Raw genomic sequence first — 24,471 nt, 5'->3', positions numbered from 1 at the left:
GGTTCAGCGGCTGGTGACGACCTCGATGCGGTAGTTCAGCTCGAGGGTCGCGACGCCGTAGCCGTGGATGTGCGCCTGGGTCTGCAGCCACCGGCCCTCGCCACCACGGGGATCGTCGACCACGGTCGTCTCCGCCCAGGTGGGCCCGATCCCGATCGCCGCCGGCCCGGGGTTGCTCACGTACTGCCGCACGCCGAGCTCGGTGTGGATCGCCTGCGGGTCGCGGCGGTGATCGAGGCTGTCGGGGAGGAAGAACGAGATCGACGTGACGTCGGTGAGGCGGATCATCCCGCGGAACTCCCGGTTGTGATCGAGAGAGACGACGCCTGGTAGCGCCACACCCGCACCGGCAGTTCGCGTCCCGCGGTGCCGTCGTGCCCGATTCCGGTCGCCAGGGTCGCCTCGACGCTGTAGCGCGGCCCCGGGACGATGCCTGCGACGGTCAGCACGTTCATCGACCCAGGGTAAGTCGGAGAGACACCGGTGGCCGTTGATCGACGATCGGGTCGGTTCGGCGTTCGCGGCTCGTCACACCTCAGGGAACACGATCCAGACGCGACGACCTACTCTGTTGGCCATGTCGGAGCCGCGGATCAGTACGCCTCGGCGGATCCCGTGGTTGTCCGGACGCGGTGAGACCGCGGTCATCGTGCTGGTCTCGCTACTGGCCACCGCGGCGACGATGTTCTGGAGCTTCCAGGCGAAGGCCCGCTGCGGCGGGGCGCCGTTCGACGCCGAGGGCCGCAGCGCCAACTGGCCCTCCGGCGATCCCGGCGGCCTCATCCCCTGCTACTCGGACCTGATGTACCTGTGGCTCGGCCGCGACATCAACAACCACGTGTTCCCCTACATTCACGGTGGGATCGCCGGGGACGGCACCCTGTTCGGCGGCGTGGTCGAGTACCCGGTGTTGTCCGGCCTGCTCATGTACGTCGGGGCCATCGGCGCCGACACCGACACCGCGTTCTTCACCCAGTCCGCATTGTTGTTGGCGCCGTTCGGTTTCGCGATCACCGTGATGCTGGCGCTGATGGTCCGCTGGTGGGCGCTGTTGTGGGCGGCCACTCCCCCGCTGGTCCTGTACTCCTTCCACAATTGGGAGTTGCCGGTGGTCGCGACCGCGGTCGCCGCGATCGCCGTGATGGCGTGGGGCGGTTCGATCGATCCCGCCACCGACCGACGGAGACTCCCGCTGCGCGCCTGTGCCGTGGTGGCGGCCGTCCTGCTGGCCATCGGCTTCTGCCTCAAGCTCTATCCCGGGATCTTCGTGCTGCCGCTGGCCGCCTATGTCCTGACCGGGGACGCCGCTCGTCTGGGACAAGCGGGGCGTCGCGGCCTCGACTGGGTCGGTGCCGCATGGGTGGCCGGCGCCGCGGTGGTGACCGTCGTCGCGATCCAGTTGCCGTTCATGGTCCTCGGATTCGACGGCTGGAAGGCGGCATTGACCTTCCAGGGGCGGCGGCGAGCCGACGTCGACACCAACTCCATCTGGTACTGGGGTCTGCGCTATCTCACCGGAACGACAGACACCTACCACTCCGTCGTCGGAGTGGCGTCGCCGGTGCTGATCCTCGTCAGCTTCGCCGTGGCCATGTACCTGGGGTGGCGCCGCTACGAGCGGATCGGGGTCTTCCCCTGGATCGGCGTGAGCGGGGCGATGCTCGCCGGGTTCATGCTGTTCCACAAAGTGCACTCACCGCAGTACACGCTCTGGATTCTCCCGTTCTTCGTGCTCATGCGAGTCCGCTGGCAGGTGATCGCCGTCTACCTGCTCACCGACATCGCCCTCGACCTCACGATCTTCCGCCTGTTCCCCATCCGCGACGCCGGCGATCCCCTGCCCTGGTGGGTGCTCACCGGAGTCGCCGGCTCGGTGTGGGTGCACGCGGTGTTGCTCGTCTACCTGATCGGTACGCTCGCCCGCACACCGCTGCGGGAACCGCTCGCGTCGAAGACGATCCGCGACACGGGACCGCGTGATCTCCCCGGAAATCCCGCGACTCGACCCGCTGCACCGGCCGCGGATCGAGCCTGACGTGAGTTCCTGGTTGGGCACTGGCCCGCTCGTCGGCGAGCGGGTCACCCTGCGGCCGTTGACCGTCCACGACGCTCCGGCGCTCGCCCGCGTGGTCGGGGATCCGGCCCGGTTCCGCTGGTCTCCTGGTGTACCGGTCGACCTCACCTCCGCCCAACGTTTCATCGATGCCGCCAACGTCGGCCCAGACGCACGCGTTGCGTTCGCGGTCGTCGACAACGTAGACGGCGAGATCGTCGGGTCGACGAGCTTCTACGAGATCGACCACACCCACCGGAGTGCCTGCATCGGGTACACGTTCTACGCCGAACGCGTGCAGGGGACGACGGTCAACCCAACCGCGAAGTACCTGTTGCTGCGGCACGCCTTCGAGGACTGCGGCGCTGTACGAGTCACCTGGCACACCCACGAGCACAATGCGCAGTCCCGCGCCGCCATCGAGAAGCTCGGCGCCCGATTCGAGGGTTTGCTCCGCAAACACCGGCGGTTCGGCGGCGGCTGGCGCACGACCGCGCTCTACTCGATGACCGATGATGACTGGCCGGTCGCCAAAGACATACTGCTACAGCGGATGTCCACCTGATCCGGGTTCTCTGCCCTCAGGCTCCTTGGTGTGGTCGGGGTGACCGTGCGTCCGTCGGTCCTCTTTCATCCGCGCCTCGTGGAGGTGTGCGATTCCGTCCGTCAGCTCGGTCCGTGCCCGATCGACGTGGTCGCGCAGCGGTTGCCAGTAGGTGGAGTCGAACTCCTCGACGACCTGGAATGTCCAGCGGCCGTTGACGACATTGCGTCCGACCATCTCGGTGGCGAGGGCGTCAGCGATGTCGGTGTGCCCGTCCTCGCGCAGTGCGTCCACGGCCTCGCCGAGCAGCAGGTCTGCATGCCCGATGAGCTGATGGAAACTGTAGAGGTGGCCACGGGCGCGCTCGACGTACTCGAGCGCCTCCCCCACCTTGCCGACCGCCTCCGCGGTGCTGTCCGGGATGTTCTCGCCACGCTCAGCCATGTCCAGGCCATACCCACGGCAAGCACGCCTCAACCCTCAGAATCGTCGACCGAGATAGCTGCCGTAGACGTGGTCCTCGTCGAATCCGTTGTTGATCTCACTGACCTCGCCATTGAGCGCCTGGCTGATCTTGCGACCGAGGTCCCTGAATTCGTGTTGCGCCTCAGCGGATCTCGGCGCCAATGCGGACAGAGTGCACAACCAGCGGTGGACGACGCGCAGATCGTCGGTGGACAGCGGGCCGCGCACCCAGTTCGCCTTCTCCCACGTCTGACGCTCCCAGGCCTGCCATGGGTGGTCCCATCCGGTCGGGGGCGAGATCGCGAACAGGCCGCGCACGATGACGTCGTTGCGATCGACCCCGGCTTCCGTGCGCCAGCGATCCACGATCCGCGAGTAGGCGACGTAGTCGGCGGCGGTCCAGACGCCGTCGCGCAGACCCTTCCACCCGGCACGTCGCAGCGACCGGCCGACCTTTGCCTCGAGCACCGGACTCGGGTGTTTCGGGTCGCCGGCACCCGCGAAGTACAGAAACCAGGTGAACCCGCCCGGGCCAAGCCGATCGATGGTGTTGCCGCCCTTGTCCGGTCGCAGCATCGCGTACGCCGCGCCCGGGTCGTCTCGACTGGCCAGGGCGGCCTCCTGGAGCAACCTTCCGAGGCGTTTGCGGTCCGCGGCCACGGCGGCGATCCGCTTCTTGCCGTCGGAGTTCTGCCGGCCCAGGCAGAACGCGACGACATTCCACAGCAGCGCGATCGCATCTTCCGGGGATTCGCCGGCGACCGCACCGAGAGCGAACAACTCCTGTCGGCCGATTCGACTGCCGTGCAACGTGTTCGGCATCTCGAACTCGGCCAGCGTGTCGATCCACCACTGTTGGTCGACCAGCACGGAATCGGACAGGAGCTCGGCCGTACGGTCGCCCTCGGCGAGCCAGTCGGTGAGGTCGTCGGGGAGTGCGAGTTGCGAGGGATTCATGATGGATTGGACGCGCCGGCGCAGCGTTCGGTTCCCTCGGATACGCGTCGGACCGCGGCGCAGCCGCTGTCCGCTCACCGACACCCGGCCGAAACCGGCTCGGCCACTTCGTCTTCGGTACGTCGCCGCACACGCCTCGACGGCAGGCGCAGCCGGATGTGGTCCGGTGCGCCGTCGAGCACCCCACCGGCCGGGTCGTCGTACCAGCGGCCGTCGTTCCCGGCCCGGACGAGGTCGTCCTTCGGATGCCAGATCTGCCAGATCACAACCGCACACAGCACGATGACGATCAATCCCCGGAGCACCACCGCGGTGGTGAACCACTGGTCGGGGAGCCAACGACGTTCCTGGTCGAGGAACAGGCCCATCCGCGGAATCCAGATCAGCGCGTCGATCGTCATCCACGTCAGCAGCAGCCGGGTGTGCGGGATCGCCAGGACCGCCAGCGGCACCAGCCACAGCGAGTACTGCGGGCTCCACACCTTGTTGACGAGGAGGAAGCCGGCCACCGCGAGGAACGCCAGTTGCGCGACCCGGGGACGGAACGGCGCGCACAGACCGATGAGGGCGACCGCCACCAGGACGAGGACGGTCAACCCCACCGACAGCGCGTTCAGATGGTTGATGTTCCATGTGAAACCAAGCGTGTCGGCGAGGATGCGGTAGATGGTGTCGGCGTCGGCGGAGCGGTCGCCGTTGAACCGGAAGAACTCCCACCACCCGGTCGGATACGGGATGAGGATCGGCAGGTTGACCAGCAGCCAGGCGGTGAGCGCGGCCGCAGCCGTGGCCCCGAACTCCCGAACCCGGCCGGACCGCAGACACAACGCTCCCAGCACCACCAGGAGCAACGCCGGATAGAGCTTCGCGGCGGCGCCGACCCCGATAGCCACGCCCGCGATCCACGGCCGGTCCCGCGACCAGGCGAGGAGGGCGACCGCGACGGCTGCCGTCGCGATGGTGTCGAAGTTGGTGAAGGCGTGGACGAACACCAGCGGCGACAGCGCCGCCAGCCAGACCGCCCACATCCGGGTGCGTGCGGTCAGAGCCGTGGCCCAGATCGTGACCAGCCAGAACAGCGCCAGTCCGAGCGCGACGATGGTGAAGAACAGCACGACGTCGAGCGCACCGGGGACACCCCAGTTCTCCTCGGCCCACACCCAACCGCGCGTCAGCTGCGCGGCGCCGTACATGAACATCCCGGTGAGGACCGGGTACTCCATGTAGCGCTTGATGGTCTGACCCCGGGCATCCTCCTGGAACCAGAAATCGCGGTAGGGCAGTGCCCCGATGTTCAGTCGTTCCGCGCCGTACAAGCTGATGACGTCGCTGTAGCAGAGATTGGTGAACTGCCGCTGGTCGTCCCAGTCGAGTCGCATCTCGGCACCCGGCCGGCTCGCCGAACCGTCGTCGGCCGGAGCCTGCTGCAGACAGCTCGCCTTGCCGAACCAGCCGAGGGCCAGACCGCACAGAGCCAGTGCGAACAGCACGCGCAGCGGTGTCAGGTGGCGGCTGCGGCCGATGACGGCATGCGCGCCCGCCGGGCCGCCGATGAGTGAACTCGCCTCGCGCACGAGGTTGTCGGGGAGTATTCGTTCTGCGTCGACGCGTTCGTCACGCGCCAACGGTGCAGGGCTGTCCCAGGCAGGGTCGGCTGCGTCGTCGGTGTCAGCCGAGGTGTCCTGGTCAGCCGACAGGCGGTTCAGGGACGCCTCCGCCGTCCTCACCACCGGGCTGGTTGCCTCCGCCGCCCGGGGTGTTCCCGCCGCCGGTGCCTCCGCCACCGGGCGAGTTCCCGCCGCCGGAATTGCCGCCACCGGAGTTGCCGCCGCCGCGCGGGGCTCCCGGGATCGGGATGGTCACGCCCGGTGCGAGGGTCAGGTTGCCGTCGTTGCCCTGATCGGGGATCTCGAAGGTGGGAGCAGAGGGTCCGCGCGAGCGCGTCGACGGGGCGTATGTCGTCGCCGGCGCCTCGTACGGGATGCCGACCTGTCCGCCGATCGCCTCTTCGGGTTCGGGGAACTCCTTGATCTCCTTGCCCTCCAGGGCGGAGTTCATGGCCGCCTTCCAGATCTGCGAGGGCAGGCCGCTGCCGTAGATCGACGCGCCGCTGTAGTTGGTGAGCGCCGTGCCGTCGTTGGTGCCGACCCAGACCGCGGTGGACAGCTGCGGCGTGTAGCCGACCATCCAGGCATCCTTGTTCTTTCCGGTGTCGCCGAGCTGCACGGTGCCGGTCTTGGCAGCCGACGGACGCGCGCCCAGCGACGAATCGTAGAGCGAGTTGCCGTTGGAGTACGCGGCGATCGGTTCGAGTGCCGCGGTCACGGTGTCGGCGACCTTGGCGGGGAAGACCCGCTTGCCCTCGTTCTTGCGCTCGAAGAGCACCTGGCCCTCGGAGTCGGTGACCTTCTGCACGAAGTACGGCTCGTGGTAGACGCCGGACGCCGCGAGCGTCGCATATGCCGAGGCCATGTCGATGACGCGGGACTGGTACTGGCCCAGCACCACGCCGCCCTCGGGGGAGCCGTTCGCCTCCTCCAGGGTCTTCTCGATGTTGCCGAAGGACTCGGCGACACCGGCCCGGTGCGCCGCGTCGGCGACGTCCTGGGCGCCTCGCTTGAGGTCCATCATGAGGCGGTAGTAGACGGTGTTCAGCGACATCTTCATCGCGGTCGCGAGGTTGCACGAGCCGCAGCTCTCACCGTCGGAGTTCTCGACCGTCAGTCCACCGCTGGCCTCGAAGGGCGCCGAGCTGTAGGTCTTCGACAGCGGGATGTCCTGTTCGAGGGCTGCGATGAGCGCGAAGACCTTGAACGACGAGCCGGTCTGGAGACCCGCCTGCGCGAGGTCCCATCCCCCGGCGTTGTCGCCACCGTAGTAGCCGCGCACGGCTCCGGACTGCGGGTCGATGGACACCACGGACGCCAGGAGGTCGTCGGGTTCACCGTTCAGCTGACCGTTCGGACACTTGTAGATCTTGTTCTTGCGGCAAGCCGCCTGGACGACACCGTTCTGCACCTGGGGGTCGATGGTGGTGCTGATCTTGAGGCCGCCGGTCTGCAGCTGCTTCTCGGTGATGCCGACGCTGGTGAGCTCTTCGAGCACCCGACGCTTGATCAGACCGTTGGGGCCGGGCGTCTCGTCGCTTCCGCTGACACGCGCCTTGACGGTCTTGGGGAAGACCGCGTTGTCGGCCTGCTGCTTGGTGATGGCTCCGGTCGCGACCATGCCGCTCAGCACATACCGCCAGCGGGCCTCGGTCGCCTCGAGGTTGTTCTCCGGGTCGTAGTACGACGGCGCGCGGATGACGCCCGCGAGCAGAGCGGCTTCCTCGAAGGTCAGCGGGTTCTTCTTCGCCCGCGCCTTGTCGGTGATGGACTTGTTGAAGTACTTCTGCGTGGCGACGGCGACGCCGTAGGCTCCGCGGCCGAAGTAGATGGTGTTGAGGTAGGCCTCGAGGATCTTCTCTTTCGACCAGCCGTGCCGCTCGTTCATCTTGGCGGCGATCGCGAGTTCCTTGAACTTGCGGTCGAAGCTGCGTTCGTCGCCGACGATCGCGTTCTTGACGTACTGCTGCGTGATCGTCGAACCACCGCCGGCGGACTGGTTGCCGGTGATCTGACCGATCATGGCGCGGGACAGGCCGCGCGGCGAGAAGCCGTTGTTGGTCCAGAACTCGCGGTCCTCGGCAGCGACGATCGCCTGGATCATCGTCTCGGGGATCTCGTCGAACGGGACGACGGTGCGGTTGCCGTCGGGCTGGGTGATGTCGGCGAGGGTGCGGCCGGAGGTGTCGACGATCGTCGCCTTCTGGCTGACCTCGGGTTCGGGGATCTCCGCGGTGAAGTAGGTGAATGCGAACGCGATGATCAGCACCAGCACGATGGCCGGGACGATCGCACCCACTGCGCCGAGCGCCCACGCGAAGCGTTTCTGCCGCGCCTCCGTGGCCTGCCTGCTGGCTCGTCCGTTGTTACCGCCACCGTTGCGACCGGGACGGGGTCCGGTACCGCGCGGTGTGGGCGAAGAACCGTACGCCTCGCTCATCGTCCACCTTTCCTACCGGGCCGTGCGGCACGTACACGCACCGCTGACCTCGGGCTCATTCTCTAGCCTCGTGCCACTCCACTTTGACAGCACGCATGAGGCCTCGGCAAAAACCGCAGGCCAGCGCACTACTTGGCCACACGTCGGGTGCGACGCGTGGTCCGCGGCGGCAGCCCGGCAACGTATGACTGCACCAAATGGTTCCAGCTGCACGTCCGGCACACCTCGACGACATGCACCGAGAACTCCTCGGCGGTGGTCGCCAGCCGGGCGATCTCGTCCGTACTCCGCGCTGAGCCGCTCACCTGGCCGAGCCGTTCACCGAACACCCAGGACACAAGTGTGACCTGCTCTTTTCGGCAGATCGGGCACATCGTCTCGCTGGGCCGACCATGGAATTTCGCCGCGCGCAGAAGGTACGGACTCGCATCGCACACGTCGGCCACGGCGGTCCGGCCCGCGTGGACCGAGGACAGCCGAGCGCGCCGCTGCAGGGCGTAGTCGACGATCTGGCGTTGCACGGTTCCAAGCGTACGTGGTCACACCTTTGTCGTCGGCGCGACGGGTCCGCGCGCTCCACGGAACCGGGTGGCTGCCGAGACCGCCCAACGCACGACGTATCTTCCTCGATCGACCTCGTCGTGGACACCGGTTATATCGGTGCGATACATTGGCAAACACATCGGAGCGAGGTGTTGCGCTGTCAGCACCTTTCGACACATCGACGGACCGGAGGGGGTGACGAAGTGCTCGAGCTCGCGATTCTGGGGTTGCTTCTCGAAGCCCCCATGCACGGTTACGAGCTGCGCAAGCGGCTGACCGGGCTCCTCGGGGCCTTCCGTGCCTTCTCCTACGGCTCGCTGTATCCGACCCTGCGTCGGATGCAGGCCGACGGTCTCATCGATGAAGCCGACGCACCCTCGGGCATGAAGGTTCGCCGTGGGCGTCGGGTGTACCAACTCACCGATGCCGGCCGCACTCGGTTCGCCGAGCTCGTGGCCGACACCGGTCCGCAGAACTACACCGACGACGGTTTCGGTGTGCATCTGGCGTTCTTCAGCCGGACTCCCGCAGTTGCGCGCATGCGCATCCTCGAGGGTCGTCGTCGGCAGGTGGAGGAGCGCCGCGAAGGGTTGCGGGAGATCGTCGGACGGTCCAACCGGGCGGTCGATCGCTACACCCGTCAGCTGCATCAGCTCAGCCTCGAGTCCAGCGAACGGGAGGTCCGCTGGCTCAACGAGCTGATCGCCGCCGAGAGCTCCCAGCAGCGAGACGGGACTCCAAGTCCGTTCGATTCCGACACATTTGATCCCGACGACACCGCTCGGGACGACGCCGGAACCGAACAGTCACCTGTCGATCCGGGGCCGGACGCCGGCACCGGACGAGCCGATGACGAATTGCCAGAACCGGACTCGCCGCAGAGCCGGGACGAACAGCTCGGGCACCCGAGCAAGTGAAAACACCGGTGGCGCAGCGAAGGTCTGCGACGCCGCAACAAGAAGGAGAGCCCGACCATGGGTGAGCCCAATAAGGTGCGCGTTGCCATCGTGGGCGTAGGAAACTGCGCTTCATCCTTGGTGCAAGGCGTGCAGTACTACAAGGACGCCGACGAGAACGCCAGCGTTCCCGGCCTGATGCATGTGAAGTTCGGCCCGTACCACGTCCGCGACGTCGAGTTCGTCGCCGCGTTCGACGTGGACGCCAAGAAGGTCGGCTTCGACCTGTCCGACGCGATCTTCGCGAGCGAGAACAACACCATCAAAATCGCCGACGTGCCGCCGACCGGTGTCACCGTTCAGCGTGGCCACACCCTCGACGGTCTCGGCAAGTACTACCTCGAGACCATCACCGAGGCCGACGGCTCGGGTGTCGACGTCGTCGCGGCCCTCAAGGACGCCGAGGTCGACGTCCTCGTCAGCTACCTGCCGGTCGGCTCGGAGCAGGCCGACAAGTTCTACGCACAGTGCTGCATCGACGCGGGTGTCGCCTTCGTCAACGCACTCCCGGTATTCATCGCCTCGGACCCCGAGTGGGCGAAGAAGTTCACCGACGCCGGCGTCCCGATCGTCGGCGACGACATCAAGAGCCAGGTCGGCGCCACCATCACCCACCGCGTGATGGCGAAGCTGTTCGAGGATCGCGGCGTCACCCTCGACCGCACCTACCAGCTCAACGTCGGCGGCAACATGGACTTCAAGAACATGCTCGAGCGCGAGCGCCTGGAGTCCAAGAAGGTCTCGAAGACCCAGGCCGTGACCTCCAACCTGACCGGCGCGCTCGCCGGCAAGGTCGAGGACAAGAACGTCCACATCGGCCCGTCGGACCACGTCGCCTGGCTCGACGACCGCAAGTGGGCCTACGTCCGCCTCGAGGGTCGTGCCTTCGGTGACGTGCCACTGAACCTGGAGTACAAGCTCGAGGTCTGGGACTCCCCCAACTCGGCCGGCATCATCATCGACGCCGTGCGCGCCGCGAAGATCGCCAAGGACCGCGGCATCGGCGGACCGATCCTCCCGGCATCGGCCTACCTGATGAAGTCCCCGCCGAAGCAGCTCGCCGACGACGTCGCGCGTCAGCAGCTCGAGGCGTTCATCGTCGAGGCCTGATCCTCTTCGGAACACCACGTACGCAGCCCCCGCCAGGGTCGAGAGTTCACTCCGATCCGGCGGGGGCTTCGTCGTGTCCCCCATATGGGCGCCGGGATCGGCGGTTTGGCGTCCGCGGCCCGTCCGGGTGTCCGAGAATGTTCGCGTGCCGGAACCCGACCGGAAGGCGGATCTCATGCGACGGAACATCATCAGGACCTGCGTGACCGCTGCGGTCGCCGCGGTGGTCGCGATCGTGGGCGCCACCGGCCTCGGGACCGCCGCTGCCGCTCCGGCGCCCGCCCCCGCAGTGACGGTCGTGGGCGGTTGCGACGGCGCGAAACTTGTTCAGCCCCGCACTCTCTCGTCGATCTTCTGCGCCGATGTGGGAGTCATCGTCTCCGACATCACCTGGCTCGCATGGACCGACGCCTTCGCGGTCGGCTTCGGCACCGAAAACCGCAAGCTCTGTGACCCGAACTGCGCTGCCGGGAAGATCGCGAAGTACCCGGTCGGTATCTGGCTGTTCGCGCCGAAGAAGGGCGCGTTCACTCAGGTCTCGCTCTACTCGTCGATCACCGGTCCGCCGGAGACCTACCAGCTCACGGGGTACGTCCGCTGACGCTCAGCTGATCTCGCCGCTGTCCTGCAGCACGGTCTCCTCGGCTCGATGTTCGTCGGGGTGTTCCTCGGCGGCGAGCCGCGGGATCAGGCCACCGGCCAGGACATCTGAGACCTGACGCTTCGAGAGTCGGTGCCGGACTTCGAACCTGCGATCCTTGGTCAGGTTGTGAACGGTGAGGACGTCATCGGCACCCAGGGCGTCCCGCAGGTTCTCCAACCGCAGGGTGTCGTCCTGCTCGACGGCGTCGTAGTCGGCGGGGTCGACGAATTCCACCGCCAACACACCGAAGTTCGCGAGATTCTGCCAGTGGATGCGCGCAAACGACTTGGCGATCACCACCCGCAGGCCGAGATGGCGCGGCGCGATGGCGGCATGCTCGCGCGACGAGCCCTGTCCGTAGTTGTCACCGCCGATGATGATGTGGCCGGTGTCCGTGGATCGGGCACGCTCCGTGTACGTGTCGTCGATGCGGGTGAAGCAGAACTCGGCGAGCTTCGGGATGTTCGACCGATACGGCAGCGCTTTCGCACCAGCCGGCGAGATGTCGTCGGTGGAGATGTTGTCGCCGACCTTCAGCAGCACCGGCGCCTCGACGACGTCGGGTAGCGCATCGAGGTCCGGCAGGTCGGAGATGTTGGGCCCCTTCACCGGCTCGATCTGCGTTGCCTCCTCCGCCGGGAGCGGCGGCACCAGCATCGCGGTGTTGACCGAATGCTCTTGCGGCAGCTCCAGATCGGGATATGGGACGTCGTTTCCGGCCGCCCAGTCGCGGGGATCGGTGATCACGCCGGTCAGCGCGGACGCGGCCGCCGTCTCCGGTGAACACAGCCACACCTTGTCGTCCTTGGTGCCCGACCGCCCGGGGAAGTTGCGGGGCATCGTGCGCAGGGAGTTCTGGCCGGTCGCAGGCGCCTGTCCCATGCCGATGCAGCCCATGCAACCGGCCTGGTGGATGCGTGCGCCGCTGATCACCAGGTTGGTCGTGGCACCCATCTTGGTGAGATCGGTGAGGATCTCGCGCGAGGTCGGGTTGATGTCGAAGCTGACACTCGACGACGTCTGCCGCCCCGCCACCATCGCCGCGGCGATCGCGAAGTCGCGGAGACCCGGATTGGCACTCGACCCGATGACAACCTGCGAGATCTCCTCGCCGGCGACCTCGCTGACGGGCACGACGTCCCCCGGTGAGGAGGGCTTCGCGATCAGCGGGACGATCCCGGTGAGGTCGATGGTCTCCTCGGCGTCGTAGGTCGCGCCGTCGTCGGCGACGAGCTCGGTCCAGTCGTCCTCGCGACCCTCGGCGCGGAGGAACTCACGCACCGCGTCGTCGCTCGGGAACACCGTCGTCGTCGCACCCAGTTCCGCACCCATGTTCGCGATCACGTGTCGGTCCATCGCTGTCAGACTCCCGAGCCCGGGCCCGTGATACTCGATGATGCGGTTCACGGCACCCTTCACGTCGTGCCGTCGAAGCATCTCGAGGATCACGTCCTTTGCCGAACACCACGGCGGCAGTTCACCTTCCAGCTTGATGCCCCAGATCTCGGGCATCCGGATGTTCAACGGGCGACCGGTGATGGCCAGTGCCACCTCCAGACCGCCGACGCCGATCGCGAGCATCCCGAGGGATCCGGCGGCGGGCGTGTGCGAGTCGGACCCGACCATCGTCTTGCCGGGAATGCCGAACCGCTGCATGTGGGTGGGATGGGAGACGCCGTTGCCGGGCTTGGAGAACCAGAGCCCGAACCGTTCACAGGCGGTGCGCAGGTACTCGTGGTCCTCGGCATTCTTCTCATCGGTCTGCAACAGATTGTGATCGACGTACTGGACGCTCACCTCCGTGCGGGCGCGGTCGAGACCCAGCGACTCGAGTTCCTGCATGACCAGCGTCCCGGTGGCGTCTTGGGTGAGGGTCTGGTCGATGCGGATCGCGATCTCGTCGCCGGGCGTCATCTCCCCGGCCTCGAGGTGGGCTTCGATGAGCTTGCGGGCAACGTTCTGGGCGGGCATCGCACACTCCTGATCGGCTCACGCCCGAGCCACACTGGCTCGGGACTGAACCGACGTCAGAAACCGTCCGCCGATGTCGACACCGCGACACGCCTGGCGCTCACGCTCGGACTGACCTCCATGGTCGCAGTGATGCCCATCACATGCCAGCGTCCCCTCCTGGATGCGCACATGTGTCCCGGCCCGAGGTGTCGTGGATCCGGGAACCCGCAGGTCATCTATCCGACCCAGTGACCCCGACACCCCCTTCACATAGAGTGTTGTCGGTTGCTCCGATCGGCTGCACCCCGGACGAATCGGACATCACCAGACCACGTACCAACAGAAAGGCACAATCTCATGGGCGTGAGCCTGAGCAAGGGCGGAAATGTCTCGCTGACCAAGGAGGCCCCCGGACTGACCGCGGTGTCGGTCGGGCTGGGCTGGGACATCCGCACCACCACCGGCACCGACTTCGACCTCGACGCCAGCGCGATCGCGCTCGGTACCGACAAGAAGGTCGTCTCGGATCAGCATTTCGTCTTCTTCAACAACCTCCGTTCGCCCGACGGCTCGATCGAGCACACCGGCGACAACCTGACCGGTGAGGGTGAGGGCGACGACGAGGTCATCAAGGTCGATCTCGCCGCTGTTCCCCCGAACATCGACTCCATCGTCTTCCCCGTCTCGATCTACGACGCCGACGCTCGTTCACAGTCGTTCGGCCAGGTGCGCAACGCGTTCATTCGCGTCGTGAACCAGGCGGGCGGCTCGGAGATCGCACGTTACGACCTCAGCGAGGACGCCTCGACCGAGACCGCGATGGTCTTCGGTGAGCTGTACCGCCACGGCTCGGAGTGGAAGTTCCGCGCCGTCGGTCAGGGCTACGCATCGGGGCTCGCGGGCATCGCCCGCGACTTCGGCGTCAACGTCTGAGTCCGGTCTTCGCCTGCTGTTCCCGCAGCAGATTCCGCGAGGATGCCGCACCTCTCCTAGAGTGGGTGCGGCATCCTCGTGTCTTCACCCTCCGGCGTCGCCGTCGGCAGCGGTCCCTTGAACACCTCAGAAAGGCCACCAGCTAGTGGTAGTACGAATATTCGGCCTCTCGGTCGTCGTGACGGTCGTGTCGCTGATCATCGCGTTCCTCTATGGCGGTGTCGAAGCGCTGATCCTGACGGCCATCCTGGGCGTCTTCGAGATCTCACTGTCCTTCGACAACGCGGTCATCAACGCCACGATCCTTCGCAGAATGAGCGAGTTCTGGCAGAAGATCTTCCTCACCATCGGCATCCTGATCGCCGTCTTCGGCATGCGTCTGGTGTTCCCCCTGGTCATCGTGTGGCTCGCGTCGGGACTCAACCCGGTCGACGCACTCGACCTCGCGTTGAACCCGCCGCCCAACGACGCGGCCTACTTCGCCAACGGTGACCCGAGCTACGAGACGATCATCACCGACGCCCACCCGCAGATCGCGGCGTTCGGCGGCATGTTCCTCCTGATGCTGTTCCTGGGCTTCGTGTTCGAACAGAAGGAGATCACCTGGCTGTCGTGGATCGAGCGTCCGCTCGAGAAGATCGGCAAGCTGGAGATGCTCGAGGTCGTCATCGCGATCACTCTCCTCGTGCTCACCGCGACGTTCATCGCGCCGGCCGACGAGCGGTCGACGGTCATGATCGCCGGCGCGCTCGGCATGGTCACCTACATCCTGGTCAACGGCCTCGGTGAGTACTTCAACGTCGAGGTCGAAGAGCACGACGAGTCGGCAGAACCGGGTACCGACTCGGCCGAGAAGGCCGCGGCCGAAGGGGACAACGGGCGTTCCGGTCCGTCGAACCTGGCGAAGGCCACCGGCAAGGCAGGCTTCTTCCTGTTCCTCTACCTCGAGGTGCTCGACGCGTCGTTCTCGTTCGACGGCGTCATCGGCGCGTTCGCCATCACCGCGGACCCGATCATCATCGCCTTGGGCCTCGGCCTCATCGGAGCGATGTTCGTCCGTTCGCTCACCGTGTACCTGGTCCGCAAGGGCACGCTCTCGGAGTACGTGTACCTCGAGCATGGCGCGCACTGGGCCATCGGCGCGCTGGCGTTCATCCTGCTGTACTCGATCGGCACCCACGTGCCGGAGATCATCACCGGCCTGATCGGTGTCGCACTGATCATCGCGGCCCTGATCTCCAGTGTGGTTCGCCGAAACCGCCTCGCTGCGAAGGGCGAGCAGGAAAAGGTCGAGGTGTAGCGCACCGCACACAGCACACACAACTGCGCCGCAGATCCTTTCCGGATCTGCGGCGCAGTTCTCGTTTCCGCGGGTGTCAGCCCTGGTGCTGTGTGAGCTGCTGACTGATCTGCTGGTTGATCTGCTGCAGGCCCGGCACCGAGAGACCCGGCAGCTGGCCCTGGATGGTGCGCAGGACCGACGAGTCGTCGCGCACCTTCTCACTGGACTGCACCAGAACCGTTCCGGCGCCGGTGAAGTCGAACTGCCGCTCCTCGCCGGAACTGATACCGAACCGTTGGCCGGCGGCGGCGATGAAGCTGTTCACCCAGGCCTGGTCATAGTGATGGCTCGGGGACGGGCAATCCGACCAGCCGACAAGCGCTTCGGGGTCCACGCGCACGGGCGGCTCGACGAACATCACCGGACCGTTCGACGACGCCAGGAACTTGCCGGTGCCGATCAGGGTGAGGAAGCCGGGCACGATCGACTGATTCAGCGACAGATTCGGCTGGAACGCCAGTAGATTCGACGCACGGATGGTGAGATTGCCGTCCTCCAGGTCGTAGGCGTTGATGTCGTAGCCGCGGTCGCCGATGATCAGCTTGCCCTGCCCCTCGGCCACCACGTAGTCGCCGAGGTACAGCGGGGCGGAGAACTGTTGCGCCACCATCTGCAGCAGCTGGCCCTGCAAGCCCTGCTGCAGTGAGGTGAACTGCATCTGACCGTAGTAGGCGATCATCGCGCCCTTGGACATGAACCAGGGCTGGTTCAGGTCGATGCAGAACGAGTAGTTGTTGTCCGGAACGTTGTCGTCCGACGGCAGAGTCATCGGATTCCACACGGTGTTGAGTTGGCTCACAGCTTCTCCTCCGATGCCTGCACGTAGACGATGCCCTGCCCGGAACACTCCAATTGCATTGCCTCGCCGCCGGTCCGGCCGACGTTGCGCCAGCTGACCGTCGAGCGGAGGTTGGTGTTGACCTGTCCCGCGGAGCCGACGAAGGCCTGCGGGTCGACGGTCACCGGCGGCTTGTTCGGCGTCACCTCGAGCTCGAAGACCCCGCCGTGGCCGAGGATCACCGCGGAGCCCGGACCGGAGAGCTGCGTCGTGAACATGCCCTGGCCGGTGACGGCGCCGGCCGCCGCCGACCGCAGGGCACCGAACAGACCCCCGCCTCCGCCACCTCCGCCACTCCCTCCCTGGGAAGCCACCGATACGACCGACGCCTGCAGGTTCGCGCCGTATGCGAGTAGTCGGGAGGCCTCGACTCGGATGGTTCCGCCGACCGCGCCGAGATCCACGACGTGTACCTCGATGCCGAGGAATCCGTAGTGCACCTCGCCCTGCCCCTGTGCGATCATCGTCGACTCGTGCTCGCCGGCGAGCATGCGGCCGGCCATGCCGCCCATCGCACCCAATCCCGGCATGCCGCCGCCCATTCCGGCACCGGCGATCTGATGCGGCTGGAAGAAGACGTTGCCCTTGTAGAAGATCATCGCCCCCTTGCGGGCGATGACCGGTCCGCTGCGGCCGATGTCGACCGAGACGATCTTGCTGTTGACCTTGGTGAACATTCGCTACCTCACCCTCACCGCTCGGCCGGTTGGATCGACACGACTCCGCTGCCGTCCCACCGCAGCGAGAAGGCCTCGCCGCCACCCTGCCCCAGGGCGGAGCGCCAGGAGACGTCGGTGACGAAGGACTGGCTCAATTGCCCACGGGCACACACGAATGCATCCGGATCGACGACCAGTGGGTACTGGGGTGACACCTCCAGATGGATCAGCGGGCCACCGTTGGACAGCAGGGCTATCTGGCCGTGTCCACTGACCGTCGTCGTGAACAGTCCCTGTCCCGACGACGCGCCGCGCAGACCCGCGAACGTCACGTTGGTCTGGAGGTTCCCGTTCAGCACCATGAGTTGCTGGGACTCGACCTGCAGCGTCTCGTTGTTGAGTTCGATGATCGTCGTCTCGGCCGCGTTGTGGGCGAAGTACACGATGCCGTTGCCCGAGGCCTCCATGAAGGACAACGCCTCACCGGTCGCCCGCTGCTTGAGACCGGCGAGCACGTCGTCACCACCGCCGAAGCCGGCCGACTTGAACGCGACCTGCCCCTCGTAAGCCACCATCGAACCGCTGATCGCGCGGACCGCGGTGTTGTTCAGCCTGGCCTCGACCACGCGTTTGGATCGTTGTACCAACTGCATTCGACGTGCCTCTCTCGCGCCGCCGGGAGGCCGCCGCTCGGCCCCCCTCGTGTGTTCCCCGACGCCGTCCCCGAATCACGGCACCGCCGCCGATCGGCATCCATCTGCGCCATGAGGTGGCTGATGAGCTCAGCTGTGAGTCGATCGGTCCGGCCTCATACCGAGTTGAAATTAGCCGATAGCATCGTGTCGTGCCCGGAAACTTCGTACGTCGTTGGTTCGGCAACGATTCACGCACGAATTCCGCCTCACCTGCATCATCGGAACAAATGACAGCGACCTTCCTGGAGTCCGAGACGGTCCTCGCCGAAATCGATCCGGCGGTCGCGGTGGTCGCCGCCACCGACCCGCGCTCGCAGCTGCGCGAGGCGTGGTCGGCGATCCGGGATCAGCACGCCCAGGTGACCGCCGACTACCTCCAACTCGTCTCCCCGCCCGAGGGCACGCGCGTCCGGCAACAGGACTACGACCGCACCACCGAGGCCCTCCGGGCGGTCACGGCGTCGATGCGCGGCTTCGCCGAGGCGAACGCCGGCGCACTCCGACGCGCCCGTTCCGCGGTGCAGACCGCGAACGCCCAGGACCACGAGGCGCGCGTCGCCTCGCATCGGGCGATGACGGCCCTGGAGAACGCCGGTCCGGCGATCGGCCGGCTGCAGTCGGTGACCCGGGCCACCGACGAACTCGACCGGGCGTTGAGAGTTTTCGAGCAGAGTTCAGCCCTCCGTGAGCGGCAGCCGGCGGCTGCGACGGTCATCACGTCGGCACAGCGGCTCGAGAGCCTCCTCCGTGAGGCGCCCGCGTTCGCCGACCGCGCCCGTCGGGTCATCCGGTCGGTGGAAACCCGACGCAGCGCCATCGCGACCCGCAGCGCACAGGTTCCCGACACGCTCTCGACGTTGCGCCGGGAGTTCAGCGCGGACTGTTCCACCGACCTGGAGCGCACCGAGACCATCGTCGACGAGCGTCTGGCCCATGCGGATACGGCGATCTCGACGGCGCGCGGAATGCTCGCCGACGCACCCGACCAGGCAATCGAACAGGCCGACGCCGCCCGCGATGATCTGTCCGTCGCGGAGGCCGCGGTCGACGCCGCCCTGGATCGGCTGAGGCTCCTGCGCGAGGTGCGCGCCGATCCGCAGGACGCCGAACGAGGCGTCCGCTTCCGACTCCGCGACGCCCAACGCTTCGCGGTCAACCATTCTCTGGTTGACGAATGGGGCTCGGTACTCGATGCTCAGGCCGACCGGATCGAGCGTGCGAAGGGGGAGCTCGATCGCGTCCACCCCGACTACTGGGGATATCTGACCCAGTTGCGGGCCGTGGACGACCGGATCAGCGAGATAGTTTCCCGGATGAGAGGACAGGTGGCCGCACGATGACCACCACGGCACGCCACGACGATCCCGGGCTCGAACCCGGAACAATCCGGCATTTCGGTCAATTGGGACTTGCTACGCGCGAACAACTGTTCTTCCGGCAACCGGAGTCGATCGATCGGACCTGGCCCGCACAGAGATTGGCGATCGCGCTCGGCGCCACCCTCTACGTGCCCGCCACCCGTCCCGATCTCGCCGACGTCATCCGCAAGCGGCGGGCCGAGGGCGTGATCTCGATGGTCATCGACCTCGAGGACGCGGTCGCCGACCACGAGGAGGCCGATGCCATCGATCACGCGGTCGCCGCCCTGCGCGACATCGGGGAGAATCCCGGCGAGCCGATGCTCCTGTTCGTCCGGCCGCGATCGGCCGACCGCGTTCTGCGCATCGCCACCGCCCTCGCCGGCCCGTCGGCCGCAGGTGCACCGTCTGCGAGCACCCCATCAGCGCTCACCGGTTTCGTCATCCCGAAGTTCAACTCCGCCAACGCCGAAGAGGCGCTTGGCGCCGTCGCCGAGGCGAGTGAACTTCTGGGACAACATCTGTGGGTGATGCCGGTCCTGGAGTCCGCCTCGGTGGTCCACCGGGAGACACGCGACGAGGAACTGACCACCCTGGCCGCGCATCTCAGCGCACACCGCGCCAGCGTGCTCGCCGTTCGTATCGGGGCCACCGACATCTGCGGTTACTTCGGAATCCGCCGGGACCGCGACCTCACGATCTACGACGTCCGGGTCGCCGCCGACGTCATCGCCGGCATCGTCAACCACCTCGGACGCACCGACGAATCCGGCTTCATCGTGACCGGACCGGTGTGGGAATACTTCGCCGACCACGAGCGTATGTTCCAGCCGATGTTGCGGCACACACCTTTTCGCGAGAGTGACGCCGTCTATTTCCGGCAGCAGCTGGTCAGCCGGGACATGGACGGCTTGCTGCGCGAGATCTCGCTCGACCGCGCCAACGGCCTCCACGGCAAGACGGTGATCCATCCGGCACACGTCGCCGCCGTGCATGCGCTGTCCGCGGTGACCCACGAGGAGTATCACGATGCGCTCGACATCCTCTCCGGAGAAGCCGGCGGCGTCCGGGCGTCGTCGTACCGGAACAAGATGAACGAGCTCAAACCACATCGCAATTGGGCGCTACGCGTGATCGACCGAGCCGCCGCCTTCGGCGTGACCCGGCAAGGCGTCAGCTTCGTCGATCTCCTGACCGCCCTCGCCGCCCCGGGACCCACCGCCCGGTGAACGCAGTGAGCCACGATCCCTCAGACCGCGAACCGGACTGGGTCACCACCCGCTTCGGCGTGGAGGTGACGTCCGACGGCACCGGTCATGCCGAGCACGAAGTGCGTGACCTCGTCGTCCTCGGTCTGCGCCACAACAAGCGGCGGGCCCACCTCCTGGTCTCGACCGTTCTCGGCAAGCACATCCCCACGCCTCCCCACGTGGTTCGCCGTGCTGCGACGACCTCGGTGCGGCGATCATCGAGCAGATCGGCGCCGACGCCGCGCGCGACTCCATCGTGTTCGGCTTCGCCGAGACCGCCACCGGACTCGGACACTGTGTCGCCCAACGGATCTCCGCGTCCCGCTACTTACACTCGACGCGTCGTCGGCTTCCCGGCGTAGTCGTGTCGGGAACCTTCGAAGAGGGGCATTCGCACGCCACCACCCACCTGCTGCAACCCAGCGATCCGCGCTTTCTCGACGCGACCACCCCGGACGAGACGCTGATCCTCGTCGACGACGAGATCTCCACCGGCACCACGGCGCTCGGCGCGATCGAGACGATCGTCGCGACACGCCCGCGCGCACGGTTCGTCGTCGCCTCACTCGTCGACATGCGTAGCGCCGATCAGCGGGCCATCTGCGCCAAGGCCGCCGCCGACCTCGGCGTGGAGGTCTCCTACGTCGCACTGGCACACGGCTCGGTCACGTTGCCGCCCACTCTGCTCGACGACGTGTGGGAACTCACCTCGGACACGCTCAACCCCGTTGTGCCGGAAAGAGCGGGCGTCACCACACTCGACCTCGACTGGCCGAAGGGGACGCCGGACGGCGGCCGCCACGGGTTCGCGCGATCCGATGCGGGGCCGTTCCGCGACGCGACCGAGGCCGCCGCCGCGACCATCGCGAAACATCTCGATCCGCAGCGTCCCGTCGTGGTGGTCGGACACGAGGAGCTGATGTACGCGCCGCTGTGCATCGCCGAAGGCCTCGAGCAACGAGGCTTCGTGACCGGCTATCAGACGACCACTCGGTCGCCCGCGCAGGTCCACAACGTGCCCGGCTACCCGCTGCGTCGAGGATTCCGTTTCCTCGCACCCGAATCCGATCCGGAGACACCGCGCTACATCTACAACGTCTCGTCGGACGCCCTGCCCGATCCCCAGGTGGTGGTCGTGATCGACACCCCAGCCGACACCCCTGAACTCCGCTCCCCCGGCGGCCTTCTCGACGTCCTCACCACCGCAGGCCATCCCGTCACACTGGCAATCCTCCCGGCAACCGACCAGACGCAACTCCGCGCATCACGACAGGCGGTCAACCCGTGACGTCCACACCCCCGCTCCGCGGTCCCGACTTCGGTTCCTACGCACCCGACGAGGTGACGTGGCTGCTCAAGGATCTCTCCGACATCGCGCTCGAGGGCGACCTGCACGAGCGGGAACGTCGAATCCAGTCGGGTAAGGCGCATTACGCCGAGTCCCTGCCGATCGAGTACCAGCCGGGACGCGAATACCAGGACCTCTTCCAGGCAACGCTGCAGTCTTCAGCACAGCGACTCGCCGAGGCGGTCGGGGTCGTCTCCGAACTGATTCTCACCGAACGGCATTCGTCGCCGACACTTGTGTCACTCGCGCGAGCCGGGACACCCGTCGGCATCCTGATCCGCCGGTGGATGCAGGCGGTTCACGGGATCGAGCCCCAGCACTACACGATCTCGATCGTGCGTGGTCGCGGGATCGACACGGTCGCCCTGGACCACATCGTCGAACGCCATCCCGCTGAGTCGATCGTCTTCGTCGACGGCTGGACCGGAAAGGGTGCGATCCAGCGCGAACTCACCGCGGCGCTGGCCGAGTACGCGCAGCTTCCCGGCCGCCCGGCACTGCACGACGAGCTGGCGGTGCTCGCCGATCCCGGCTCCTGCACCACCCTGTTCGGTACTCGCGACGACTTCCTCATCGCGTCGGCATGCCTGAACTCCACCGTGTCGGGGCTGGTGTCGCGCACGGTCCTCAACGCCGACCACATCGGTCCGGGAGAGTTCCACGGCGCCAAGTTCTATCGGGATCTGGCCGAGTTCGACGTCTCCGGTCGGCTTCTCGATGCGGTGAGCGCCGAGTTCCCCACCGTCGCCGACCGCGTCGCCGCCACGCTGGCCGCCATGACAGCGGAGCATCGGACGCCGACCTGGTCGGGATGGCGATCGGTCGAACGGATTCAGCTCGACTACGGATTGTCGTCGATCAACCTGGTCAAGCCGGGCGTGGGCGAGACGACCCGCGTGCTGCTGCGTCGCGTTCCGTGGCGGGTCCTCGTCCGCGCCGACGACCTGCCCGAGCACCGCCACATCCGACTCCTCGCCACCGAACGCGGAGTGCCGGTGGACGTCTCGCCCGATCTCGCCTACTCGTGTGTCGGGTTGATCAAGGAGGACGCGTGAGCGTGCTGGTCGCCACCGACCTCGACCGGACGATGATCTACTCGCAACCGGCGATGGGCGAGGCACAGTTCGCCGCCCTCGACACCGTCTGCGTCGAGATCTACCGCGACGCCCCGCTGTCGTACATGACGACCACCGCCGTCCAGCTCCTCGCCCACCTCGCCGACGAGGTGCCGGTGATCCCGACGACGACTCGGACGCCAGACCAGTACGAGCGAATCGCTCTGCCCGGCGGACCGTTTCGGTTTGCCGTGGCGAGCAACGGCGGACGAATCCTCGTCGACGGAGCCGATGACCCGGTCTGGCGTCACCAGATCGAACGCGTGGTGTCCGCCTCAGGCGCAGGCCTCGACGAGGTACTCACCGAACTGCGCACCCGCATCGACGATTCCTGGGTGAAGTCGCTGCGGATCGCCGACGACCTGTTCTGCTACCTCGTCGTCGAACCCGCGGCCCAGCCGCATGAGTTTCTGCCCGCGTGGCAGGACTGGTGCGCGGCGCACGGGTGGACGGCCTCGCAGCAGGGTCGCAAGATCTACGCGACGCCCCGGTCGGTCACCAAGTCCGCGGCGATCGCCGAGGTGCGTCGTCGCCTCGTCGACGACGGCACGATCGGGACGGACGCGCAGCTGTACGCGGCCGGTGACGGGTGGTTGGACGCCGACCTTCTCGAGATCGCCGACCACGCGATCCGCCCACGCCACGGCGAGCTCGAGCTCCTCGGCTGGACGACGCCAGGTCTCACCGTCACCGCCGAGACCGGCGCTCTCGCCGGGGTGGAGATCCTCGAATGGCTCCACGCCCGGTGTTCGGTCAGGCCGGCATCGGACCCAGCACATCCGAGTGCCCGTGCCGTCGGCACCAGCTGATCAGGTACCGCGCGTGCAGACCGCACCAGCGGTAGACGGCGGCCTGCGACATCGGGGACGAAGTCGGTGCCTCACCACGCTCGGAGATGATCGGGCCGAGGTAGTGACTCGTCACCTTGTTGGCCGTGTTGGGTGACACCTTGGCCGCGCGCGCCAGACTCGCACCGTCGGACGCGTTGCCCGAAGCGATCGCGCCCGCCAGGCGTCCCGCGGTATGACCCCGCTGGCCCGTGAACAACTCATACAGAGGCCTCCGACGCGGAGGCCCCGGCTTCTCCCCCAGCACCTGACCGAGCGCCACCGCGCGCACCGCGCGCATGAGTGTCGCGAACCCGTCGGACTTCGAGATGACGCCCGCGACCTCGTCGCGCAGTCGCGCCTCATCGAGATGATCGGATTCGAGCCCATGGCCCTGGGTCGCGAGGATGACCGGCGCCTGACGGTCGTGTTTGTTCAGGGCGTCGATGGCGTCGAGCCCGTCGAAGCGCCACTCCAGGTCAGGGCGGTTCCAGATGAGGTCGGCGATCACGACGTCGAAGCGGACGTGGCCGGCAACCGAGCGGGTGAACTCGTCCTCGCTGGTCGCCACGGTGACGACAGCGTGTTCGAGCGCGCCTTGGAGAGGGCCCGCCACGACGTGGCCGAGCGGGGAGGCGACGAGCACGCGAAGACGATTCGGCACGTGCATGATTTTGCCTGATGCGGGCCATCCGTGCGTGATCACGCATTTACTGGAGTCATTCGAGCCAATTATGGCTCGATTACTTATCAATCGGGCCGGAAAGGCAGTGACTTATCGAGCAATGTTCGTAACCCTAGAGAAGTAGACGTTGAGAGCAGTTCATCTCTCCGC

23 protein-coding genes and 1 pseudogene are annotated in these 24,471 nt (G+C 66.9%); 12 read left to right on the top strand and 12 right to left on the bottom strand.

All coding sequences use genetic code 11. From position 1 onward, the window contains the following. Positions 1–3 precede the first annotated feature (3 nt). Complete coding sequence (locus BJF87_RS11265) at positions 4–288, bottom strand: hypothetical protein (RefSeq protein WP_075863124.1); 285 nt, start codon at positions 286–288, stop codon at positions 4–6. Beyond that, on the bottom strand, positions 285–455 hold the full coding sequence (locus BJF87_RS26080; RefSeq protein WP_158037494.1) for a hypothetical protein: 171 nt from the start codon (positions 453–455) through the stop codon (positions 285–287). The genes BJF87_RS11265 and BJF87_RS26080 overlap by 4 nt, the downstream gene beginning before the upstream one ends. Positions 456–577: 122 nt before the next feature. On the opposite strand from BJF87_RS26080, the gene BJF87_RS11260 reads away from it, so the two are divergent. Together BJF87_RS11260 and BJF87_RS11255 are read left to right on the top strand one after the other, a co-directional pair. Beyond that, on the top strand, positions 578–2,035 hold the full coding sequence (locus BJF87_RS11260; RefSeq protein WP_042376071.1) for a membrane protein: 1,458 nt from the start codon (positions 578–580) through the stop codon (positions 2,033–2,035). 1 nt (position 2,036) lies between these two features. Beyond that, entirely contained in the window at positions 2,037–2,618 is a 582-nt protein-coding gene (locus tag BJF87_RS11255) for a GNAT family N-acetyltransferase (protein WP_035754048.1), read from the top strand. Here the strand turns inward: BJF87_RS11255 and BJF87_RS11250 are convergent. From BJF87_RS11250 to BJF87_RS11230, 5 genes are all read right to left on the bottom strand, one after another. Further along, positions 2,598–3,041, bottom strand: coding sequence for a hypothetical protein (locus tag BJF87_RS11250; protein ID WP_035753990.1), 444 nt, complete (start codon positions 3,039–3,041; stop codon positions 2,598–2,600). The two genes, BJF87_RS11255 and BJF87_RS11250, sit on opposite strands and share 21 nt — an antisense overlap. Positions 3,042–3,077: 36 nt before the next feature. Next, a complete protein-coding gene (locus BJF87_RS11245; RefSeq protein ID WP_035754047.1) occupies positions 3,078–4,019 on the bottom strand; it encodes a hypothetical protein in 942 nt (313 codons plus the stop codon). 74 nt (positions 4,020–4,093) lie between these two features. Next, positions 4,094–5,746: a glycosyltransferase family 87 protein gene (locus BJF87_RS11240; protein WP_187346490.1), complete on the bottom strand. Its 1,653-nt coding sequence runs from the start codon at positions 5,744–5,746 to the stop codon at positions 4,094–4,096. Continuing rightward, positions 5,706–8,066, bottom strand: a complete 2,361-nt coding sequence (locus BJF87_RS11235) for a transglycosylase domain-containing protein (protein ID WP_035753989.1) — start codon at positions 8,064–8,066, stop codon at positions 5,706–5,708. Before BJF87_RS11235 ends, BJF87_RS11240 begins: the two co-directional genes overlap by 41 nt. 128 nt (positions 8,067–8,194) lie before the next feature. After that, positions 8,195–8,587: a DUF5318 family protein gene (locus BJF87_RS11230; RefSeq protein ID WP_006361045.1), complete on the bottom strand. Its 393-nt coding sequence runs from the start codon at positions 8,585–8,587 to the stop codon at positions 8,195–8,197. 225 nt (positions 8,588–8,812) lie between these two features. Here BJF87_RS11230 and BJF87_RS11225 point away from each other — a divergent pair, with 225 nt between their 5' ends. From BJF87_RS11225 to BJF87_RS11215, 3 genes are all read left to right on the top strand, one after another. Continuing rightward, positions 8,813–9,526, top strand: coding sequence for a PadR family transcriptional regulator (locus tag BJF87_RS11225; RefSeq protein WP_035753986.1), 714 nt, complete (start codon positions 8,813–8,815; stop codon positions 9,524–9,526). Positions 9,527–9,583: 57 nt separating this feature from the next. After that, positions 9,584–10,675: an inositol-3-phosphate synthase gene (locus tag BJF87_RS11220; RefSeq protein WP_006361047.1), complete on the top strand. Its 1,092-nt coding sequence runs from the start codon at positions 9,584–9,586 to the stop codon at positions 10,673–10,675. A gap of 175 nt (positions 10,676–10,850) precedes the next feature. After that, positions 10,851–11,276 (top strand): hypothetical protein, encoded by a 426-nt coding sequence (locus BJF87_RS11215; protein WP_035754045.1) that lies wholly within the window; start codon positions 10,851–10,853, stop codon positions 11,274–11,276. A gap of 3 nt (positions 11,277–11,279) precedes the next feature. Here BJF87_RS11215 and BJF87_RS11210 read toward each other — a convergent pair whose 3' ends face one another. Continuing rightward, positions 11,280–13,289, bottom strand: a complete 2,010-nt coding sequence (locus BJF87_RS11210) for an aconitate hydratase (RefSeq protein ID WP_035753985.1) — start codon at positions 13,287–13,289, stop codon at positions 11,280–11,282. Positions 13,290–13,628: 339 nt separating this feature from the next. Between BJF87_RS11210 and BJF87_RS11205 the strand changes: the two genes are divergently transcribed. Next, positions 13,629–14,204, top strand: coding sequence for a TerD family protein (locus tag BJF87_RS11205; RefSeq protein WP_035753983.1), 576 nt, complete (start codon positions 13,629–13,631; stop codon positions 14,202–14,204). A gap of 145 nt (positions 14,205–14,349) precedes the next feature. Then, on the top strand, positions 14,350–15,504 hold the full coding sequence (locus tag BJF87_RS11200) for a DUF475 domain-containing protein (RefSeq protein ID WP_035753981.1): 1,155 nt from the start codon (positions 14,350–14,352) through the stop codon (positions 15,502–15,504). Positions 15,505–15,580: 76 nt separating this feature from the next. Here the strand turns inward: BJF87_RS11200 and BJF87_RS11195 are convergent, their stop codons facing one another. From BJF87_RS11195 to BJF87_RS11185, 3 genes are read right to left on the bottom strand one after another with little or no spacing between them, the layout of a single operon-like run. Continuing rightward, complete coding sequence (locus BJF87_RS11195; protein ID WP_075863123.1) at positions 15,581–16,345, bottom strand: AIM24 family protein; 765 nt, start codon at positions 16,343–16,345, stop codon at positions 15,581–15,583. After that, positions 16,342–17,061 carry an AIM24 family protein gene (locus BJF87_RS11190; protein WP_006361066.1) on the bottom strand — a complete coding sequence of 240 codons (720 nt, stop codon included), beginning with the start codon at positions 17,059–17,061 and terminating at the stop codon, positions 16,342–16,344. Before BJF87_RS11190 ends, BJF87_RS11195 begins: the two co-directional genes overlap by 4 nt. A gap of 14 nt (positions 17,062–17,075) precedes the next feature. After that, complete coding sequence (locus BJF87_RS11185) at positions 17,076–17,696, bottom strand: AIM24 family protein (RefSeq protein WP_042376020.1); 621 nt, start codon at positions 17,694–17,696, stop codon at positions 17,076–17,078. 269 nt (positions 17,697–17,965) lie between these two features. Between BJF87_RS11185 and BJF87_RS11180 the strand changes: the two genes are divergently transcribed. From BJF87_RS11180 to BJF87_RS11160, 5 genes and pseudogenes are all read left to right on the top strand, one after another. Then, entirely contained in the window at positions 17,966–19,078 is a 1,113-nt protein-coding gene (locus BJF87_RS11180; protein ID WP_042376022.1) for a hypothetical protein, read from the top strand. Then, positions 19,075–20,325 (top strand): HpcH/HpaI aldolase/citrate lyase family protein, encoded by a 1,251-nt coding sequence (locus tag BJF87_RS11175; protein WP_006361069.1) that lies wholly within the window; start codon positions 19,075–19,077, stop codon positions 20,323–20,325. The genes BJF87_RS11180 and BJF87_RS11175 overlap by 4 nt, the downstream gene beginning before the upstream one ends. Next, positions 20,322–21,634 (top strand): annotated as a pseudogene (locus tag BJF87_RS11170) (phosphoribosyltransferase family protein). Before BJF87_RS11175 ends, BJF87_RS11170 begins: the two are co-directional and overlap by 4 nt. Beyond that, on the top strand, positions 21,631–22,749 hold the full coding sequence (locus tag BJF87_RS11165) for a cysteine protease StiP family protein (RefSeq protein ID WP_006361071.1): 1,119 nt from the start codon (positions 21,631–21,633) through the stop codon (positions 22,747–22,749). Before BJF87_RS11170 ends, BJF87_RS11165 begins: the two are co-directional and overlap by 4 nt. Further along, positions 22,746–23,618 carry a hypothetical protein gene (locus tag BJF87_RS11160; RefSeq protein WP_006361072.1) on the top strand — a complete coding sequence of 291 codons (873 nt, stop codon included), beginning with the start codon at positions 22,746–22,748 and terminating at the stop codon, positions 23,616–23,618. The genes BJF87_RS11165 and BJF87_RS11160 overlap by 4 nt, the downstream gene beginning before the upstream one ends. On the opposite strand, the gene BJF87_RS11155 is transcribed toward BJF87_RS11160, so the two are convergent. Further along, on the bottom strand, positions 23,563–24,306 hold the full coding sequence (locus tag BJF87_RS11155) for a response regulator (RefSeq protein WP_035753974.1): 744 nt from the start codon (positions 24,304–24,306) through the stop codon (positions 23,563–23,565). The genes BJF87_RS11160 and BJF87_RS11155 overlap by 56 nt on opposite strands. Between the last annotated feature and the right edge of the window lie 165 nt (positions 24,307–24,471).

This window comes from Gordonia sp. CNJ-863 (assembly GCF_001942325.1).
Classification (GTDB): Bacteria; Actinomycetota; Actinomycetes; order Mycobacteriales; family Mycobacteriaceae; genus Gordonia; species Gordonia alkanivorans.
The sequence above is the reverse complement of the archived record's forward strand: the minus strand, read 5'-3'. Positions and strand labels throughout refer to the sequence as shown.

Coding starts and splice junctions, on each gene's coding strand:
- BJF87_RS11265 (WP_075863124.1), bottom strand. CDS start 288: ATGATCCGCCTCACCGACGTCACGTCGATCTCGTTCTTCCTCCCCGAC.
- BJF87_RS26080 (WP_158037494.1), bottom strand. CDS start 455: ATGAACGTGCTGACCGTCGCAGGCATCGTCCCGGGGCCGCGCTACAGC.
- BJF87_RS11260 (WP_042376071.1), top strand. CDS start 578: ATGTCGGAGCCGCGGATCAGTACGCCTCGGCGGATCCCGTGGTTGTCC.
- BJF87_RS11250 (WP_035753990.1), bottom strand. CDS start 3,041: ATGGCTGAGCGTGGCGAGAACATCCCGGACAGCACCGCGGAGGCGGTC.
- BJF87_RS11245 (WP_035754047.1), bottom strand. CDS start 4,019: ATGAATCCCTCGCAACTCGCACTCCCCGACGACCTCACCGACTGGCTC.
- BJF87_RS11235 (WP_035753989.1), bottom strand. CDS start 8,066: ATGAGCGAGGCGTACGGTTCTTCGCCCACACCGCGCGGTACCGGACCC.
- BJF87_RS11220 (WP_006361047.1), top strand. CDS start 9,584: ATGGGTGAGCCCAATAAGGTGCGCGTTGCCATCGTGGGCGTAGGAAAC.
- BJF87_RS11215 (WP_035754045.1), top strand. CDS start 10,851: ATGCGACGGAACATCATCAGGACCTGCGTGACCGCTGCGGTCGCCGCG.
- BJF87_RS11210 (WP_035753985.1), bottom strand. CDS start 13,289: ATGCCCGCCCAGAACGTTGCCCGCAAGCTCATCGAAGCCCACCTCGAG.
- BJF87_RS11205 (WP_035753983.1), top strand. CDS start 13,629: ATGGGCGTGAGCCTGAGCAAGGGCGGAAATGTCTCGCTGACCAAGGAG.
- BJF87_RS11190 (WP_006361066.1), bottom strand. CDS start 17,061: ATGTTCACCAAGGTCAACAGCAAGATCGTCTCGGTCGACATCGGCCGC.
- BJF87_RS11185 (WP_042376020.1), bottom strand. CDS start 17,696: ATGCAGTTGGTACAACGATCCAAACGCGTGGTCGAGGCCAGGCTGAAC.
- BJF87_RS11180 (WP_042376022.1), top strand. CDS start 17,966: ATGACAGCGACCTTCCTGGAGTCCGAGACGGTCCTCGCCGAAATCGAT.
- BJF87_RS11175 (WP_006361069.1), top strand. CDS start 19,075: ATGACCACCACGGCACGCCACGACGATCCCGGGCTCGAACCCGGAACA.
- BJF87_RS11155 (WP_035753974.1), bottom strand. CDS start 24,306: ATGCACGTGCCGAATCGTCTTCGCGTGCTCGTCGCCTCCCCGCTCGGC.